At 60.0% G+C, this 17,861-nt stretch carries 13 protein-coding genes; 2 read left to right on the forward strand and 11 right to left on the reverse strand.

All coding sequences use genetic code 11. From position 1 onward, the window contains the following. Position 1: 1 nt before the first annotated feature. Positions 2-1,219, reverse strand: a complete 1,218-nt coding sequence (locus tag AC0IXA_RS20555; RefSeq protein WP_122693098.1) for a type II secretion system F family protein — start codon at positions 1,217-1,219, stop codon at positions 2-4. A 2-nt stretch (positions 1,220-1,221) separates the two neighbouring features. Further along, entirely contained in the window at positions 1,222-2,922 is a 1,701-nt protein-coding gene (pilB, locus tag AC0IXA_RS20560) for a type IV-A pilus assembly ATPase PilB (protein WP_341639206.1), read from the reverse strand. Positions 2,923-3,148: 226 nt separating this feature from the next. Between pilB and AC0IXA_RS20565 the strand changes: the two genes are divergently transcribed. Both AC0IXA_RS20565 and AC0IXA_RS20570 read left to right on the forward strand, forming a co-directional pair. Continuing rightward, positions 3,149-3,586 carry a pilin gene (locus AC0IXA_RS20565; protein ID WP_217865203.1) on the forward strand — a complete coding sequence of 146 codons (438 nt, stop codon included), beginning with the start codon at positions 3,149-3,151 and terminating at the stop codon, positions 3,584-3,586. A 299-nt stretch (positions 3,587-3,885) separates the two neighbouring features. Continuing rightward, positions 3,886-4,239 carry a BON domain-containing protein gene (locus tag AC0IXA_RS20570; protein ID WP_016773155.1) on the forward strand — a complete coding sequence of 118 codons (354 nt, stop codon included), beginning with the start codon at positions 3,886-3,888 and terminating at the stop codon, positions 4,237-4,239. Between the two features lie 235 nt (positions 4,240-4,474). On the opposite strand, the gene AC0IXA_RS20575 is transcribed toward AC0IXA_RS20570, so the two are convergent. The 9 genes from AC0IXA_RS20575 to AC0IXA_RS20615 form a co-directional block, all read right to left on the reverse strand. Continuing rightward, entirely contained in the window at positions 4,475-4,774 is a 300-nt protein-coding gene (locus tag AC0IXA_RS20575) for a DUF2845 domain-containing protein (RefSeq protein ID WP_471814408.1), read from the reverse strand. Beyond that, on the reverse strand, positions 4,771-7,722 hold the full coding sequence (locus AC0IXA_RS20580) for a DUF748 domain-containing protein (RefSeq protein ID WP_471814409.1): 2,952 nt from the start codon (positions 7,720-7,722) through the stop codon (positions 4,771-4,773). The genes AC0IXA_RS20575 and AC0IXA_RS20580 overlap by 4 nt, the downstream gene beginning before the upstream one ends. A 212-nt stretch (positions 7,723-7,934) precedes the next feature. Further along, on the reverse strand, positions 7,935-8,951 hold the full coding sequence (locus AC0IXA_RS20585) for a class I SAM-dependent rRNA methyltransferase (protein WP_341639204.1): 1,017 nt from the start codon (positions 8,949-8,951) through the stop codon (positions 7,935-7,937). A 135-nt stretch (positions 8,952-9,086) separates the two neighbouring features. After that, positions 9,087-11,024: an acetate--CoA ligase gene (gene acs / locus AC0IXA_RS20590; RefSeq protein WP_341639203.1), complete on the reverse strand. Its 1,938-nt coding sequence runs from the start codon at positions 11,022-11,024 to the stop codon at positions 9,087-9,089. Positions 11,025-11,224: 200 nt separating this feature from the next. Continuing rightward, entirely contained in the window at positions 11,225-12,889 is a 1,665-nt protein-coding gene (gene pgi, locus AC0IXA_RS20595; protein WP_016773160.1) for a glucose-6-phosphate isomerase, read from the reverse strand. 358 nt (positions 12,890-13,247) lie between these two features. After that, the gene (gene panC, locus AC0IXA_RS20600) at positions 13,248-14,108 is read right to left on the reverse strand and encodes a pantoate--beta-alanine ligase (protein ID WP_341639202.1); all 861 of its coding nucleotides are present in this window, start codon (positions 14,106-14,108) and stop codon (positions 13,248-13,250) included. Further along, entirely contained in the window at positions 14,105-14,905 is an 801-nt protein-coding gene (panB, locus tag AC0IXA_RS20605; RefSeq protein ID WP_016773162.1) for a 3-methyl-2-oxobutanoate hydroxymethyltransferase, read from the reverse strand. The genes panC and panB overlap by 4 nt, the downstream gene beginning before the upstream one ends. Positions 14,906-15,340: 435 nt before the next feature. Next, positions 15,341-15,826 (reverse strand): 2-amino-4-hydroxy-6-hydroxymethyldihydropteridine diphosphokinase, encoded by a 486-nt coding sequence (gene folK / locus AC0IXA_RS20610; RefSeq protein WP_471814410.1) that lies wholly within the window; start codon positions 15,824-15,826, stop codon positions 15,341-15,343. Positions 15,827-15,829: 3 nt separating this feature from the next. Next, positions 15,830-17,230, reverse strand: a complete 1,401-nt coding sequence (locus AC0IXA_RS20615) for a polynucleotide adenylyltransferase PcnB (protein ID WP_471814411.1) — start codon at positions 17,228-17,230, stop codon at positions 15,830-15,832. Between the last annotated feature and the right edge of the window lie 631 nt (positions 17,231-17,861).

Raw genomic sequence — 17,861 nt, forward strand, 5'->3', positions numbered from 1 at the left:
GTCAGATCGCTGAGCCGAGTTGGAAGATCGGCAGGTACATGGCCACCACCAGTCCACCGACGATGACCCCCAGCACCACCATGATGAACGGCTCCATCAGGCTGGTGAGGTTGTCGACCATGTTATCGACTTCCGCTTCATAAAAACCGGCGACCTTGTCGAGCATGTCATCCAGCGCGCCCGATTCCTCGCCGATGGCGGTCATCTGCACCGCCATATTGGGAAACACACCGGTGCTGCGCATGGAGAAGTTCAGCTGCATGCCGGTCGAGACGTCTTGCCTCACGCGCAGCACCGCGCGCTTGAACACCACATTGCCGGTGGCGCCCGCCACCGAATCCAGTGCTTCGACCAGCGGCACACCGGCGGCGAAAGTGGTCGACAGGGTGCGGGCAAAGCGGGCGACGGCGGACTTGTACATCAAAGTGCCTACCAGCGGCAGCTTCAGCAGCCAGGCATCGCGCCGGTCGCGCAGGGCCTGCGAGGTCTTCAGCGCGTGACGAGTGCCGAAAAACGCTGCCACCAGTGCAAACAGAATCGCCCACCACCACTGCTGCATGAATTCCGACAGGCTGATGATCATCAGGGTGAAGCCCGGCAGTTCTGCGCCGAACCCGGAGAATACCGACTGGAACTGCGGCACCACTTTGACCAGCAGAATGCCGGTCACCACCGCCGCCACCAGCACCACGGCGGTGGGGTAGGTCATGGCTTTCTTGATCTTGGCCTTGAGCGCTTCGCTTTTTTCCTTATAGGTCGCCACTCGTTCGAGCAACGTGTCGAGGGCACCGGACTGTTCGCCGGCGTCGACCAGGTTGCAGTACAACTCGTCGAAGTATTGCGGCTTCTTGCGCAGGGCCGTGGCGAAGCTGTTACCGGCGGCAACTTCCTGTTTGACCTCATCGACCAGCTTGCGCATGGCCGGGTTTTCGAAGCCTTCGCCGATGATGTCGAAGGACTGCAACAGCGGTACACCGGCCTTCATCATCGTTGCCATCTGCCGGGTGAACAGGGCGATGTCCTGCGGTTTGATGCGTTTGCCCAAGGTCAGCAGGGAGGCGGACTTCTTGCGCACCTTGCCCGGGTTGATCCCCTGTTTGCGCAGCTGCGCCTTGATCAGTGCGGGGTTCTGTCCGCTTAGTTCGCCGCTGACTTTGCTGCCTTTGCGGTCGGTGCCTTCCCAGGCGTAAATGCTGACTTTTGCTGCCTTGACCGCCATGTTCAATCCTTGGTGACCCGGTTGATTTCCTCAAGGCTGGTGATGCCTTGCATGGCCTTGTACAGCCCGGAAGTGCGCAGATCGGCGAAACCGTCGCGGCGCATCTGAATGTCGATTTCCAGCGAATTGCCTTCGGCCATGATCAACCGTTGCAGGTCCGGTGTGTTCTTTACCACTTCATAAATCCCCACGCGTCCTTTGTAACCGCCGTTGCAGTGATCGCAACCGACCGGCTCGTAGATCGTGAAATGGCCGATGCGTTCCTCGGGGAAGCCTTCCTTGAGCAAGGTTTCGTGCGGGATTTCCAGCGGCCGCTTGCAGTGCGCGCACAACTTGCGCGCCAGACGCTGGGCGATGATCAGGCTGACCGAGGTGGCGATGTTGAATCCGGGAATGCCCATGTTGTGCAGGCGCGTGAGGGTTTCCGCTGCGCTATTGGTGTGCAGGGTCGACAGCACCAGGTGGCCGGTCTGCGCGGCCTTGATCGCGATCTCGGCGGTTTCCAGATCGCGGATCTCGCCGACCATGATCACGTCCGGGTCCTGACGCAGAAACGAGCGCAGCGCCTGGGCGAAGTCCAGCCCTTGCCGAGGATTGACGTTGACCTGATTGATGCCTTCCATGTTGATTTCCACCGGGTCTTCGGCGGTGGAAATGTTGATGTCGACGGTGTTGAGGATGTTCAGTCCGGTGTACAGCGACACGGTTTTACCGGAACCGGTGGGGCCGGTGACCAGAATCATCCCTTGCGGCTGTTTCAGCGCGGCCAGGTACAAGGCTTTTTGTTCGGCCTCGTAGCCCAGCGCATCGATGCCCATCTGCGCACTGGACGGGTCGAGGATCCGGATCACCACTTTTTCGCCCCACAGGGTCGGCAAGGTGTTGACGCGAAAATCGATGGATTTGCTTTTCGACAGGCGCATCTTGATCCGCCCGTCCTGGGGTTTGCGTCGTTCGGAAATATCCAGACTGGCCATTACCTTCAAGCGCGCGGCAATGCGCCCGGCCAACTGGATCGGCGGCTTGGCCACCTCGCGCAGCATGCCGTCGGTGCGCATGCGCACCCGGTAGTTTTTTTCGTACGGCTCGAAATGCAGGTCGGACGAGCCGCTCTTGATCGCATCGAGCAGCATTTTGTGCACAAAACGTACGACCGGGGCGTCGTCGGCATCGAGGCCGCCGATCACGTCCTGTTTGTTGTCATCGATGGACTCGACGTCGAGGCCGTCGAGATCGACATCGGCCATTTCTTCCAGACCCGAGGCGTGGCTGTCGAAGAACTTGTCGATGGCGTCGCTGAGTTTGTCGTCCTCGACCAGAATCGCTTCGGTGCTCAGGCCGGTGCTGAACTGGATGTCGCTGATCGCCTGCTGGTTGCTCGGGTCGGAAAGGCCCACGAACAATTTGTTGCCGCGCCGCCACAAGGGCAGGGCGCAATGCTGACGAACCAGTTTTTCACTGACCAGGCCCTTGGGCTGAGTCTCTTTGTCGAGGCAATGCAAATCGAGCAGGGCCATGCCGAAATGTTCGGAAGCGATCTCGGCAATTTGCCGGCTGTTGACCAGTTTGTTGTGTACCAGGTAATTGACCAGCGACACGCGATTGCGCTGGGCCTGCGCCCAGGATTGCCGGGCACTTGTTTCCGTGAGCAGTTCGGCCTGGACCAATTGCTTGGCCAGACCGCTCAGAGCGATGTCATTCATGGGGATTCCGCACGCTTGCCGTTCATGACTTATAGCCTAGTCAAGTGACAGCGCCAAACACGGCCGGTGCAGGTGACAAAAAGTGTCAGATAGTGCGGTTGCGGGTTGTAGGAAACGGCGCAGGAAATTGCGCGCGCCCAGCAGGCGGGGCCTGAAAGGCGTTGGCATGGGCTGTGCTGAGCCTTGTTCAGATCATGAGATTTCGACTCATGCATGGAGCGTGTCTATGAAAAAACAACAAGGCTTTACATTGATCGAGCTGCTGATCGTCGTGGCGATCATCGGCATTCTGGCGACTATCGCCCTGCCTCAGTATTCGAAATATCAGGCGCGGTCGAAGGTGACGGCGGGGTTGGCGGAGATCAGCGCATTGAAAGTGCCGTTCGAGGACACGATCAATCAAGGCACAGCTCCAACTCTGGCCAACGTTGCTAATGGTGCGACTACTACTTCCAACTGTACGTTGGCAGTTACAGGCACAGCCGCGACTGGCGAAGGCACAGTCACCTGCACCCTGCTCAATGCACCGGGTCCGGTGTTGGGTAGGACCATTACTCTCTCCCGTTCCGGTTCCGCTACGGGTAATACCTCCGGCGTGTGGACCTGCGCGACCACTGTCAACTCGGACTACGCGCCTCGTGGCTGCACGGCCAGCGGTGCGTAATCACGTTGCCTTCTGAACTGGAAATGCCCCGCACTGCGGGGCATTTTCGTATCGTCACCTGTTCACAAAAGCTCCAATAATTTCAGCAGCTTATGAACTTTCCGAAAAACCGCAACTTGCATGCGAAATTGCGCTGAGTCATGCATTTTGCATGAAAATGAAAATCAGCGTTTTTTATAACCTATTGTTTTTAAAAGGTTTTATGCGGACGAAAAAGTTGGCACAGCGTTCGCAATATCTCCGGTAACCCTGCTGACAAGCGTTACAGCAGACTTCCAGTAAAAACAGGAGTTACTCGTATGAAGAAGTTCGCTATCACTGCCGCTGCTACCGCTCTGACCCTGACCATGGCTGGTGGCGCTTTCGCCCAGTCCGCTCAGGCTACCCAAGCGCCAATGGTTCTGGCTGCCGGTGAAGTTACCGAAATGAAACAAGATACCAGCGACACCTGGATCACCACCAAGGTCAAAGCTGACCTGGTTACCGAAAAAGGCATTCCAGGCACCGACATCAAAGTCGAAACCAACAAGGGTGTAGTTTCCCTGTCGTCGACCACTGCGGTAACCGAGTCGCAGAAAGAAGTCGCCGTGGGCATTGCCAAGAAAATCAAAGGCGTTAAAGCGGTCTCCGCTGACGGCCTGAAAGCCGAGTAAGGCAAGACTTCTCGCCTGAACCGGGAGAAGACGCGACAGACGGGCCGAGCAATACGTCTGCCGCAACTTTAGAGTTCATGCGAACGGTCACACGGATGTGACCATTACAGGCCCCGGCACTTGTGTCGGGGCCTGTTCTATTTCGAGAATCAAAAGATCGCAGCCTTCGGCAGCTCCTACAGGGAAATGCATTCCAAATGTAGGAGCTGCCGAAGGCTGCGATCTTTTGCTCTTCTCAGTTACCGCGTTTGCTGTTGATCTGCCGCAGGCGATTGCCTTCGAAGCGCAGGTATTGATACATGCCGTTGTTCGGGCCGTAGGTCCATTCCTCGACCTGAAACTCTTCGCGGCGATTGGCACTGCGCTTGTAGCCGAGCACGTCGCGACTGACCGGCTCGCCACATTTTTGCAGCACTTCGTTGGCGCGGTCGCCGAGGCTGATCAACTGGCTGGCGCAGCGCAATGTATCCGACGCCGACGCGTGGCCGGCGGCGCAGGTCAGCGCGAGCACAGCCAGCCAGTTACGCACGGTCATTCGGCATCCAGGTGCATTTGCGTGACCACGCGGCCATCGCTTTCGGCCTCGCCGAGGTTCGCGTCGATGAAGTACACGCGGTCATCTTCGAGCTTGCCCTTGTCGACCAGGTAATCCTTGATGGTGCTGGCGCGATCCTGGCCCAACTGTCGCAACAGCACCTCGCTGCCGCTCCAGAACGCGATCACGCCCTGGCGCATTTTCGCCGTGCGCTCTTCCTTGCCCAAGTCTTTCCATTCTGCCGGTGGCTGGGTTTTCAGGCGGGTGCGGTAAATCCCTTCGAGCAACGCGCCTTTCTCGCTTTCGGGCACTTGCAGCAGCGAGGCCTGGGCCGGGACTTTGTCGCCACGGCGCTGGAGCATCTTGTAGTAGTTGTATTGGTATTCGCGTTCCAGACGTTGCTCGGCCAGCAGTGGCCCATCACTGCTCTTCGCGGCAGTGCCTTCGATTTCCAGGCGCAGCGCCGGACGTTCCTTCAGCGCTTGCGACAGTTTCACCAGCGCCGCTTCGGCGTCTTTGCTCAGATCGCTGGAGCCCGGCGCGAAGGACACCGTGCCGAGGTCTTCGGAGCCGCCGCCGCTGACCAACCCGCCGATCATTTTGAACGGTGCGGCGGCGGCTTTGACGATCAAATTGCGCAGGGTCTGCCAGACGATCGGCATCACGCTGAACTGTGGATTATTCAGGTCGCCGGTCACCGGCAATTCGATGGAGATCTTGCCGTCGACGTCCTTGAGCAGGGCGATCGCCAGTTTCAGCGGCAAACTTACTGCATCAGGGCTGTCGACCTTCTCGCCCAGTTGCAGCTGCTCGACGACGACTTTGTTCTCGGCTTTCAGTTGGCCTTTGGTGATCAGGTAGTGCAGATCAAGGTTGAGCCGGCCCTTGCGGATGCGGTAGCCGGCGAATTTGCCGGAGTAGGGCGTCAGGGTCGTCAGTTCGACGCGCTTGAAACTGGTGGCGATGTCGAGACTGGCCATCGGGTCGAACGGATTGACCGCCCCCTTGATGGTCACCGGCGCATAACGGTCGACCTTGCCTTTGATGTCGACGCTGGCCGGTTTTGCCTGACGGCTGTCGATGGTGCCGATCTGACCGTTGAGCTGCTGCACGGCGGTGGCGAAATTCGGCGTCAGGCTGAAGTCGGCGAAGTTGGCCGAGCCGTCGTTGATCGCAATCGCACCGATGTGAATGCCCAGTGGTTTGTCCTTGCCGGCCGGTTTGGCTGCGGTGCTTTTTGCACCGCTGTCGGCCGGTTGCGGGATCAGCAGGTCATCGACGTTGGTGGTGCGATCGTCGTTGATCATGAAGCGCACATACGGCTGCAACAGGTTGACCTTGTCGATCGACAGGCTGTCGCCGTGCTGATAATTGATGCCGTCGACCACCACTTGCTGCCATTTGAGGAAGTCGCGGGTCTTCAGCGTATCGAGGGTGTGCAGTTGATCGATCTGCGCGCGGCCGGTAACGCTGAGGGCCAGTGGCTCGGTGCTTTTCAGATTGACCTTGAGGTCACTGCCGAGCATACCGCTGCGCAGTTCCAGGCGAATGAACGGGTTGATGTAGGACTGCGCGACACGCAGGTCGACGTCCTCGGTTTTCACGTTCAGCTGTGCGTTGACCGGGGCCAGATTGACCGTGCCGTCGGCGCTGATCTTGCCTTGCTTGCCCAGGCCGCTGTCGAGCTTGAGCTTGAAAGGCGAGCCGTTGAGGCTGTCGAAATCCTGCAGGTCGACGTTCAGCGGAGTGATGTCCAGCGCCACCGCCGGTTGCGCCGAGCGGTCAGCGAGATGGACCGTGTAGTTGCGCAGTTGCACATCCTTGACCAGCACCTGCCATGGCTTGCTCGGTGCGCTTGGTTCAGGTTTCGGCGAGTCGGCGGCGGCCGGTGTGTCCGTAGGTTCGGCAGCGGCTTTGGCCGCCGGTTTCGACGGTTGGCTGGCGAACAGCTTCTGCCAGTCCAGTTGGCCGTCGGCTTCCAGCGCCGCCCAGGTTTCCAGTTTGTTGCTGCGGATCTTGCCGACCACCACTTGCTGCTTGGCCAGGTCCAGCGAGGTTTCGCTGACGTCGAGGCGTTCAAGCCTGGCCAGCGGACGTCCGTCCGGAGCCTTGATGGCGAATGGCGCAATGCTCACCGCGACGTTGTTCAGCAGCAGTTCGGTTTGTTTCGACAGGTTGAGTTTGTACTCGGTGCTGAGGCTGACCACGCCGTTTTCCAGCACCAGCGGCACGGCGTCGCGCACGTAGGGCCAGAAGGATTTCATCTGGCCATCGGTGACTTTCAGCGTGCCTTCGGAGGTGAACGGGATCAGGCTGAAATTGCCGGTCCAGTCGATCCGCCCGCCAGCGGGGCCGATGGCGACGAGGGTCATGTCGGCGCTGTCCTCGGGCAGGGTGCTGAGGTTTTTCAGCTCGAAACTGAGGTCGTCGTAAAGAAATTCGATCGGCTCACTGGGCCGCATATCCTCGAAATGCACCACGCCGCCGGCCAGTTTGATGTTGTCGATACGCAGCGGGAACGGCTTGGCGTCGGGATCGGCGGGTGTCGGCTCGCTCGGCGGCAGGTTGAACAGGCCGAGCAGGTTGAGCTTGCCGTCCTTCGCGAAGAGGATTTCGCTTTTGGGTTTGTCCAGTTCGATGTCGGACAGATGCAGCGCTTTGGTCCACAGGCTGTCGATTTGCAGGTTGGCATAGAGGCGATCGAAGCCGACCTGCTCCTTGCCCGGTTCGCCGATGATCAGGCCCCACAGGGTGACCTCAAGGCTGAAGGGGTTGAGTTCGATACGCTGCAGATGCGCCGGCACCGTGGCGTAGTTGGCCAGTTGCTGGTTGGCCACGCGCAAGGTAATGCCCGGCAGGATCAGAAACCCCAGCAGGCTGTAGAGGGCCAGGGCTGTCAGCAGTGCGCCAATCGCGCGAATCAATCCTTTGGGCATGTGCGGCTTCATCTGTCTGAATCGGAGTGCCTTGGAGTATGGCACGCGATTCTGGTTCCGAAGTGCTTGATGTGGGACAGGATTGTTCAGAAATATTGAACACCACATAACCCTGTGGGAGCTGGCTTGCCAGCGATTGCGGTGGCTCAGACAACAATGATGTAGATCGACGTACCGTCATCGCTGGCAAGCCAGCTCCCACAGGTTATGACTTCAGTCGAGGATCACAGCTGTAGAATAAGCGTCTTCAACGGTGGCTGCTGGTCCCGCGAGGGAAAGTCGGCACCCGGGGTCATCACGCTCCATTCGCGCACCGGGCGGCCGGCCTTTTCGGCGCAGCGCAACACTTGTTCGCGCCAGTCGTCCATGCTGACTTTCGCCAGGTTGTTGCAGCAGATCAGCACGCCGTTGTCAGCGGTGGTCAGCAGCGCGGGTTTGAGCAGGCTCTGATAATCGCGCAGCAGATCGACGGTGCCGAATGCACTTTTCGCCCAGGCCGGCGGATCGAGCAGGACCAGATCGTATTGGCGCTGTTCGAGGCGCTGATAGCTCGGCAGCTTCTGCCCGCGACGCACGCTGATCGGCAGGCCAGCGAGCTGACGGATCGCCGGAAAGTAATCGGACTGAATGAATTGCATCGGCGGCAGCTGCGGGTTGAGCAAACCATTCTCGCGACCGACCGCCAGATTGCCCTCGGCAAAATCGAGGTTGCACACCTCGCGCGCACCGCCCGCCGCTGCACTGAGGCCAACACCACAGGTGTAAGCGAACAGGTTGAGCACGCTTTTGCCTTGCGCGTGGTCCTTGACCCAGCCGCGCGTGTTGCGCAGGTCGAGGAACAGCAGCGGATCCTGCCCGGCATGGCGCCCGCGCACGCGATAGTTCAGCCCCCATTCGTGCCCGACCAGATCCGCCAGTGCGGCGTCATCGGCTTTATAGACGCTGTCCTCACGATCGATCCGCGAGTTGCCACGGGAGCGGTCGTTGTAGACCAGCAGGGTGTCGAAGCCCAGGGTCTGGTTGACCATGGCGTGCAGTTGCAGCAGGTCGTCACGTTCGAGCGTCTGGTGAAAACTCTGCACCAGCAGTTGCGGGCCGTAGCGGTCGATGGTCAGGCCGCCGGCACCTTCCTGGCTGCCATGGAACAGCCGATAGCAATCGGTGCCCTGGCTGTGCAGCGCAGCGAGCAGGTCCTGGCGTTGATCGAGGGCGGCGCGCAGCGCCTGATTCAAGGAAGACATGCGGGCGCCTTGCTGAAAAAACGCGAAGCTTAGCAGTCGGGGAGCTACAAGCGGCAAGTTTCTAGCTGCAAGCTAAAAGCGAAAAGCTGCGCGGACCGCTTTAGCTTGCAGTTTGTAGCTAGAAACTTGCAGCTCTCAAGTATTGAGCCGCTTGTCGACGAGGTCCTGCACCACACTTGGATCAGCCAGCGTCGAAGTATCGCCAAGGCTGTCGAGCTCATTGCAGGCAATCTTGCGCAGAATCCGCCGCATGATCTTGCCCGAACGGGTCTTCGGCAATGCCGGCGCCCACTGGATCAGGTCCGGTTTGGCGAAGCTGCCGATCTCCTTGCTGACATGCGCCAGCAGGTCCTTCTTCAGCTCTTCGTTGGCCTCAGTGCCGTTCATTGGCGTGACGAATGCGTAGATGCCCTGGCCTTTGACGTCGTGGGGATAACCGACCACGGCGGCCTCGGCGATGCTGTCGTGCAGCACCAGGGCGCTTTCCACTTCGGCGGTGCCGATGCGGTGGCCGGAGACGTTGATCACATCATCGATGCGTCCGGTGATCCAGTAATCGCCGTCCTCGTCACGGCGGGCGCCGTCGCCGGTGAAGTAGTAGCCGGGATAGGGTTTGAAGTAGGTGTCGATCATCCGCTGCGGATCGCCGTAGACGCTGCGAATCTGCGCCGGCCAGCTCGATTTGATCGCCAGCACGCCACTGCCGGCGCCTTTGATTTCCTTGCCGACTTCGTCAAGCAACACCGGTTGCACACCGAACATCGGTTGCGTGGCGCAGCCGGGTTTGATTCGTTGGGCGCTGACCAGCGGGCTGAGCATGATGCCGCCGGTTTCGGTCTGCCACCAGGTGTCGACGATCGGGCAGCGCTGTTCACCGACAGCATTGAAATACCATTCCCACGCTTCCGGGTTGATCGGCTCACCGACGCTGCCGAGCAATCTGAGGCTGGCGCGTGAAGTTTCCTTCAACGGTCCGGCGCCTTCGCGCATCAGCGCGCGCAGCGCGGTCGGTGCGGTGTAGAAAATGTTGACCTTGTGTTTGTCGATAACCTGCCAGAAACGCGAACTGCTCGGGTAGCTCGGCACGCCTTCGAACATCAGTGTGGTCGCACCGTTGGCCAGCGGCCCGTAGACGATGTAACTGTGGCCGGTGACCCAGCCGACGTCGGCGGTGCACCAGAACACTTCGCCGTCGCGGTAGTCGAGCACATATTTGAAGGTCATCGCCGCTTGCAGCAGATAGCCGCCGGTGGTGTGCAGCACGCCTTTGGGTTTGCCAGTGCTGCCGGAGGTGTAGAGGATGAACAGCGGATCTTCGGCGTCCATCGGTTCCGGCGGGCAGTCGTCGCTGACCTCACGCACGGCCTGGTGGTACCAGAGGTCACGGCCCTCGACCCAATCGACCTGGCCCTGCGTGCGCTCGACCACCACGACGGTGCTGACGTTCGGGCAACTTTGCAGGGCTTTGTCGACGTTGTTTTTCAGTGGCACGAAGCGGCCGCCGCGCACGCCTTCATCGGCCGTGATCACGGTACGGCAGTCGGCGTCGAGAATTCGATCACGCAGGGAATCCGGAGAAAATCCGCCGAACACCACCGAATGGATCGCGCCGATTCGCGCGCAGGCGAGCATGGCGTAGGCGGCTTCGGGGATCATCGGCATGTAGATGCACACCCGGTCGCCTTTCTTTACGCCACGGCTTTTCAGCACGTTGGCCAAACGGCAGACGTGGTGATGGAGTTTGTTGTAAGTGATCTGCGCCGACTCGGCTGGGTCGTCGCCTTCCCAGAGCAGGGCGGTCTGCTCGCCGCGTTGCTTGAGGTGACGGTCGATGCAGTTGTAGCTGACGTTGAGCTTGCCGCCGGCAAACCAGGCGGCTTCTCCGGTTTTCAGGTCATAGCGCTGAACGGTCTGCCACGGCGTGCTCCAATCGAGGAAACGCGTGGCCTGCTCGGCCCAGAAGGCGCTGGGGTGTTCAATCGATTCGCGGTACAGGCGCCGATACTCGTCCTGGCTCAACTGAGCGGCCTGGTGCACGGCATCGGCTTTGGGGAACGTGCTGATATCGAACATGACGGTTCCTTATTCTTGTGGTGCGACACGAATAAAGATGCGCCGAGCGCTGCACAGGTTCAAGTCATGCGCCAAAACAACTGTGGGAGCGAGCCTGTTTGCGAAGGCGGCGGATCAGTCAACACAGTGTTGAATGACGCACCGATTTCGCGAGCAGGCTCGCTCCCACAGGGGAACAGCGTTGTGCCCTAAGGCTTTGATCAGCCGCGGTGACGCCCGCGGAAGTAGTTGATCAGGCCTTGAGTCGAGGCATCGTCAGCCACGGTCTCGTCGCTGCCGACCAGGCGGTTGTAGACGCCTTTGCCCAATTCCTTGCCCAGTTCTACGCCCCACTGGTCGAAGGCGTTGATGCCCCAGACCACGCTTTGCACGAACACTTTGTGCTCATACATCGCAACCAGCGCGCCGAGGCGACGCGGGCTGATGCGTTCGACCACCAGGGTGTTGCTCGGACGATTGCCCGGGATCACCTTGTGCGGCGCCAGTTTGCGCACGTCGTCTTCGCCCATGCCTTTGTCGCGCAGCTCGGCTTCGGCTTCCGGCAGGGTCTTGCCGAGCATGAGCGCCTGGCTCTGCGACAGGCAGTTGGCGTACAGCCACTGGTGATGGTCGGAAACCGGGTTGAAGCTGACGATCGGCACGATGAAGTCGGCCGGGATCAGTTGGGTGCCCTGGTGCAGCAACTGGTGGTAAGCGTGCTGACCGTTGCATCCGACGCCGCCCCAGATCACCGGGCCGGTATCGGTCGACACCGAGGTGCCGTCCTGACGCACGCTCTTGCCGTTGGACTCCATGTCCAGCTGTTGCAAGTGCTTGGTGATGTTGCGCAGGTAGTGGTCGTACGGCAGGATCGCGTGGCTCTGCGCACCCCAGAAGTTGCCGTACCACACGCCGAGCAGGGCCAGCAGCACTGGCATGTTCTGTTCGAACGGCGCGGTCTGGAAATGCTGGTCCATGGTGTAGGCACCGGACAGCAGTTCTTTGAAGTTGGACATGCCGATGGCCAGCGCAATCGGCAAACCGATCGCCGACCACAGCGAGTAGCGCCCGCCGACCCAGTCCCACATCGGGAAGATGTTTTCTTCGCGAATCCCGAAAGCCACAGCGGCGGCGTTGTTGCTCGACACAGCGATGAAGTGGCGATACAGCTCGGCTTCCGAGCCGCCCTGCGCCAAGTACCAGGCGCGGGCGGCCTGCGCGTTCTTCAGGGTTTCGAGGGTGTTGAACGACTTCGACGAAACGATGAACAGCGTGGTCTCGGCGCGCAGTTTCTGCGTCAGCTCGTGGAATTCGCTGCCGTCGATGTTTGCCAGATAGTGGCAACGTACGCCTTTCTGCGCGTAGGACAGCAGCGCTTCGGAGACCAGCTCAGGACCGAGGAACGAACCACCGATACCGATATTGACCACGTCAGTGATCGGCTTCTCGGTGTAGCCACGCCACAAGCCATCGTGAATGCGGCCGACCAGATCGGTGATCTGGTTCAGCACCTTGTGCACTTCCGGCATCACGTTGACGCCGTTGACCGACAACTTGTCGCCGACCGGGCGGCGCAGGGCGGTGTGGAGTGCCGGGCGGCCTTCGGAGGCGTTGACGATTTCGCCGTCGAACAGCGCTTTGATCGCGCCCTTCAGATCGACTTCATTGGCCAGGCCCACGAGCAGGTTGCGGGTCTCGGCGTTGATCAAATTCTTCGAATAGTCGAGAAACAGACCGCAGCTGCTGAGGGTGAACTGATTGAAACGCTGCGGATCGGCGTTGAAGGCTTCGCGCATGCTGAAATCCTGCATGGCTTGGCGGTGATCTTTCAACGCTTGCCAGGCGGGCAGAGCGGTAACGTCGTGAGGAGTGCGGTAGTACGCCATCGCTGCGGTTTTCCTTTTTACTTGAACGGCCTTTTGAACACGGTACAGATCAACCACGGGTATTTAGCGCATGGGATCAACTGCGTCGACACGAGATCTGGACACAGGGCGAATACAGTAAACCTCGCGCTGCGTTCTGTCTTGACTTTGTCTGACCAGATCCCTGTACTTTTTTAACATCCGCAAAGGAATCTGGCCGACAAACGGAGGGGCCGGAAGACTTTCGCCCAACCGGCATGGACCCAAAACACCTGTGGGAGCGGGCCTGCCCGCGAAGGCGGCGTGTCAGGCAACTTATAAGTCGCTGATACACCGCCTTCGCGAGCAGGCTCGCTCCCACAGGGAAATTCGTTGCTGCTTAAATCGGGCTATCGAGGTTCAGGTGCAGGTTGTCGATCAGCCGCGTAGTGCCGAGGAACGCTGCCGCCAGAATCACCAGATCGCGATCTTCCGCCGTCGCCGGACGCAAGGTCAGGCCATGGCGGATTTCCAGATAATCCGGACGCAGCCCTGCCGCTTCCAGCAGCTGCAACTGCGCAGCGATCAGCGCCGGGTAATCGCGCTCACCTTGCTTGATCGCTTCGGCAATGCTGCTCAGCACGCGATACACCACCGGTGCCACGGCGCGCTGATCTTCACTGAGGAAGCCGTTGCGCGACGACAGCGCCAGACCGTCCGCAGCACGCACGGTCGGCTCGCCGATGATCTGGATCGGCATGTTCAGGTCATGCACCAGTGCGCGGATCACCGCCAGTTGCTGGTAATCCTTCTGGCCGAAAATCGCCAGGTCCGGCTGGACCATGTTGAACAGCTTGCTGACCACCGTCGCCACACCTTCGAAGTGCCCCGGACGGCTGGCGCCACACAGGCCTTCGGACAATTGCGGCACGCTGACCCGGGTTTGCCCGGCCATGCCGTCCGGGTACATCTCTTCAACCGTCGGCGCAAACAGCAGGTCGCAACCGGCTTCGAGAAGCTTTTCCTGATCGGCGGTGAGGGTGCGCGGGTATTTGTCGAGGTCTTCGCCGGCGCCGAATTGCAGCGGGTTGACGAAAATACTCGCAACCACGAAATCGACTCGCTGGGTAGCTTTGGTGATCAGGGCGACGTGGCCGCTGTGCAGGTTGCCCATGGTCGGCACGAAGCCGATGCGCTTGCCTTCACTGCGCGCGCGGGCGACGGCGGCGCGCAGTTCGCGTACGGTTTTGACGGTGTTCATGCAGAGAATCCGTGTTCGATGCCGGGGAACGTGGTGGCTTTGACTTCGCTGACGTAAGCCTTCAGCGCGGACTGGATGCTGTCCTGACCTTGCATGAAGTTTTTGACGAATTTGGGTACGCGGCCGGTGATCGACAGGCCGAGCATGTCGTGCAATACCAGCACCTGGCCGTCGGTAGCGTTGCCGGCACCGATACCGATCACCGGAATGCCCACGGCCTGGCTGATTTCTGCCGCCAGTTCGCTCGGCACGCACTCGAGCAACAGCATGGCCGCACCGGCCTGCTCCAGCGCGATCGCATCGGCACGCATCTGCCGCGCCTGATTCTCGTTGCGGCCCTGCACTTTATAGCCACCGAGGATGTTCACCGCTTGCGGGGTCAGGCCCATGTGCGCACACACCGGCACACCGCGCTCGGCGAGCAGGCGAATCGACTCCGCCAGCCACAGCTGACCTTCGACCTTGACCATGTGCGCGCCGGCCTGCATCAGCATGGCGCTGTTGGTCATGGTCTGTTCGAGGGTGGCGTTGGCCATGAACGGCAGGTCGGCGAGGATCAGGGCATCGCCATTGCCGCGCTTGACACTGGCGACGTGGTAGGCCATTTCCGCCGTGGTCACCGGCAGGGTGCTGTCATGACCCTGCAGAACCATGCCGAGGGAGTCGCCGACCAGCAGCACTTCGACACCGGCCTCGTTGCAGGCGTGGGCGAAGGTCGCGTCATAGCAGGTCAGCATGGTGATTTTTTCACCTTTCTGCTTGAGGCTCTGGAGCGTGGTCAGGGTGATGGCTGGCATGTAAAAAATCCTCGTTCAGGCGCTCTGGAAACTGCTGCGAGTCACGCGCGTGATTCTTCATCTACTCAGGCGCACGGTCTTGTGTCGTGCTTTGAAAGGCCTGGATTGCGCCCGTTCATACCGGGTTGGCGGCAGCGGGACGCCTATAGTCGTGATGAGCCAACAGGAAGTCAATTGCGTGTGTTACCGCATTGTTACGCGGGCGGTGTTACCGGCGTTACTGATGCGATTCAGCGGCGCGGCGGGCCTGATTCGGGGGATTTTTGTCTGACAAAAACTCGAGATTGGCAGGTGACCTGTGGCGAGGGGATTTATCCCCGTTGGACTGCGAAGCAGGCCCAAATCTGACCAAGCTGTACACAACATGGGGCCGCTCCGCGACCCAACGGGGATAAATCCCCTCGCCACACAACCACATTTCACAGCGGATTTTTGTCAGGGCTGGGAGAGGCGTTCAAGGCCGACAAACGGGCAGGCGGCCAGCAAGTCTGTCAGCGTGCGGCCATCGGCAAGACGCAGATCCTGCGGTGCCAGTTCAGCGAGGGGATAAAGAACGAACGCCCGCTCCTGAATCTGGTAATGCGGGATCTTCAGCCGTGGCTCATCGATCAGGCGATCGCCGAACAGCAGAATATCCAGATCCAGCGTGCGTGGCCCCCAGCGCTCAAGACGCTCGCGGCCCTGAGCATTTTCGATCGCTTGCAAGGCGTCGAGCAGCTCGATCGGTGCGAGCGAGCTGTCGATCGCGGCGACGGCGTTGGTGTAACGCGGCTGGCCCGGCAGCAGCGAATCGCTTTGATAAAAGGCTGAAACGCCGGCAAGACTCGTCTGCGGCAATTGCCCCAGCGCCGCAATGGCGCTGCGCAACTGGTCGGCCGGGTCAGCGAGGTTGCTGCCCAGGCCGATGTAGATGCGTTCCATCGCTTACTCGCCCGTCGCGCTCGAAGCACCGGCGCGCTTGCGCTTGGAACCGCCGCTGCGGCGACGTTTGCGCGGTGCGCCGCTGGCATCGTCGGCCTTGCCGCTGAGGTCGCGGATCATGTCGCGACGCTCGCTGTCATTGGCGTCCTGATAATCGGTCCACCACTCGCCGAGGCCATCGGTCTCCTCGCCGGCGCTTTCACGCAGCAGGAGGAAATCGTAACCGGCACGGAAGCGCGGGTTGTCCAGCAACAGATCGGCGCGTTTGCCACTGCGGCGTGGCAGGCGTTCCTGCATGTCCCAGATTTCGCGGATCGGCATGGTGAAGCGCTTCGGAATCGCGATGCGCTGGCACTGTTCGGCGATCAGCTCATGAGCGGCTTCCTGCATCGCCGGAATCGGCGGCATGCCACGTTCCTGCAGACGCAACACGCGCGCCGGCAGCGCCGGCCAGAGCAGAGCGGCAAAGAGGAACGCCGGGGTCACCGGTTTGTTCTGCTTGATGCGCAGATCGGTGTTGGTCAGTGCTTCGCTGATCAGCGTATGGGTGTATTCCGGGTTGTATTCCAGCGCCTCGGCACTGGCCGGGAACAGCGGTGCGAACAGTTGCAGGTCGACCAGCATTTCAAAGGTGATCGCGCCGTGCCCGGAGAGGAACAGCTTGAGCACTTCTTCAAACAGCCGCGCCGACGGAATCTCGCGCAGCATCGGCGCCAGCTCACGGATCGGCTGCACGGTGTGCTTTTCGATACCGAAGTTGAGCTTGGCGGCGAAACGCACGGCCCGCAGCATGCGCACCGGGTCCTCCTGGTAACGCTGCCTCGGGTCGCCGATCAGGCGGATCAGATGGTTGCGGATGTCATGCACGCCATTGGCGTAATCGAGAATGCGCTCACTGACCGGATCGTAATACAGGGCGTTGATGGTGAAATCGCGGCGTTGCGCGTCTTCTTCCAGGGTGCCGTAGACGTTGTCGCGCAGAATGCGCCCGCTCTCGTTGCGCGAAGACTGGTTGCTGTCTTCCTCGTCTTCGTTGACCGGGTGATTGGCGCGGAAAGTCGCGACTTCAATGATTTCGCGACCGAAATGGATGTGCACCAGCTTGAACCGGCGGCCGATGATTCGCGCATTGCGGAATTCGGCACGCACCTGCTCGGGGGTGGCGCTGGTGGCGACGTCGAAATCCTTGGGCGTGATGCCCAACAGCATGTCACGCACGCAACCACCGACCAGATAAGCCTGGTAACCGGCACCTTGCAGGCGTTCGACGATATTCACCGCATAGCGGCTGAACTGCGTTTTCTGCAGCGAATGTTGGCCGCTGTTGAGCACTTCAGGGGTGCTGCGGATGTGTTGCGTACGACGCACGGGAGTTCGGAATGACTGGAACAGCTTCTTCAGCATGGGATGCACTGTTTGAAGGAATGTTCGGCCATACCAAAAGAATGACCGCATGATGGGCGCAGATTCTAGCATTTAGTCGGGGGATGGTGTAGGACGCAGCAGATATGAGCTGCAAGCCGCAAGCTACAAGGGTCGAGTGAGGAAAACGGGGGGATTTCACGGAAGGGAGAAACTACAAGGGGAGCCGAAGCTCCCCAAGAAGTAGTTGCGTGCTCTTTTTATTATTGATTCGGGCTTCTTGTTTTTGTTGAGTGCCCTCGCCACGAAGTGTTTCCTTCGTGACCCTCCCAATCGGGAGTCAAGAGCAAACGGATTGCTTTGGTCGCTGAATTGCAGTGATCTGTCGATCCAACCAGTACAGGCTCTGTCTTAGGACAGTTTTTGTTGTTCTCGGCCTGGTCGTGGGGCAAGCCCCAAATACAACGCCTCTCCAAAAGAATCAGTTAGCTGCGCCTCTCGCCGTCTTGTTTTTATTGTGCGTGAGTCGATTCGTCTTATTTTTATTGTCTTGTGCATTGCTTGTTATTGTTCTTGTACCAAACATATAGCAGGGTGCGTGCCAACTTTTGCCAAGCCCAGTAAAACAAGGGGTTAGGTCGATATAACCATTTTGCAGGGGCGAAAAAAAGCC

The sequence above is a fragment of the Pseudomonas sp. AC083 genome (assembly GCF_979253165.1).

What these genes read in the sequence shown, in the direction of transcription:
- AC0IXA_RS20555 (WP_122693098.1), bottom strand. Translation starts at nt 1,219, where the DNA reads ATGGCGGTCAAGGCAGCAAAAGTCAGCATTTACGCCTGGGAAGGCACC.
- AC0IXA_RS20615 (WP_471814411.1), bottom strand. Translation starts at nt 17,230, where the DNA reads ATGCTGAAGAAGCTGTTCCAGTCATTCCGAACTCCCGTGCGTCGTACG.
- pilB (WP_341639206.1), bottom strand. Translation starts at nt 2,922, where the DNA reads ATGAATGACATCGCTCTGAGCGGTCTGGCCAAGCAATTGGTCCAGGCC.
- acs (WP_341639203.1), bottom strand. Translation starts at nt 11,024, where the DNA reads ATGTTCGATATCAGCACGTTCCCCAAAGCCGATGCCGTGCACCAGGCC.
- panC (WP_341639202.1), bottom strand. Translation starts at nt 14,108, where the DNA reads ATGAACACCGTCAAAACCGTACGCGAACTGCGCGCCGCCGTCGCCCGC.
- AC0IXA_RS20565 (WP_217865203.1), top strand. Translation starts at nt 3,149, where the DNA reads ATGAAAAAACAACAAGGCTTTACATTGATCGAGCTGCTGATCGTCGTG.
- AC0IXA_RS20585 (WP_341639204.1), bottom strand. Translation starts at nt 8,951, where the DNA reads ATGTCTTCCTTGAATCAGGCGCTGCGCGCCGCCCTCGATCAACGCCAG.
- AC0IXA_RS20580 (WP_471814409.1), bottom strand. Translation starts at nt 7,722, where the DNA reads ATGAAGCCGCACATGCCCAAAGGATTGATTCGCGCGATTGGCGCACTG.
- folK (WP_471814410.1), bottom strand. Translation starts at nt 15,826, where the DNA reads ATGGAACGCATCTACATCGGCCTGGGCAGCAACCTCGCTGACCCGGCC.
- AC0IXA_RS20570 (WP_016773155.1), top strand. Translation starts at nt 3,886, where the DNA reads ATGAAGAAGTTCGCTATCACTGCCGCTGCTACCGCTCTGACCCTGACC.
- pgi (WP_016773160.1), bottom strand. Translation starts at nt 12,889, where the DNA reads ATGGCGTACTACCGCACTCCTCACGACGTTACCGCTCTGCCCGCCTGG.
- panB (WP_016773162.1), bottom strand. Translation starts at nt 14,905, where the DNA reads ATGCCAGCCATCACCCTGACCACGCTCCAGAGCCTCAAGCAGAAAGGT.
- AC0IXA_RS20575 (WP_471814408.1), bottom strand. Translation starts at nt 4,774, where the DNA reads ATGACCGTGCGTAACTGGCTGGCTGTGCTCGCGCTGACCTGCGCCGCC.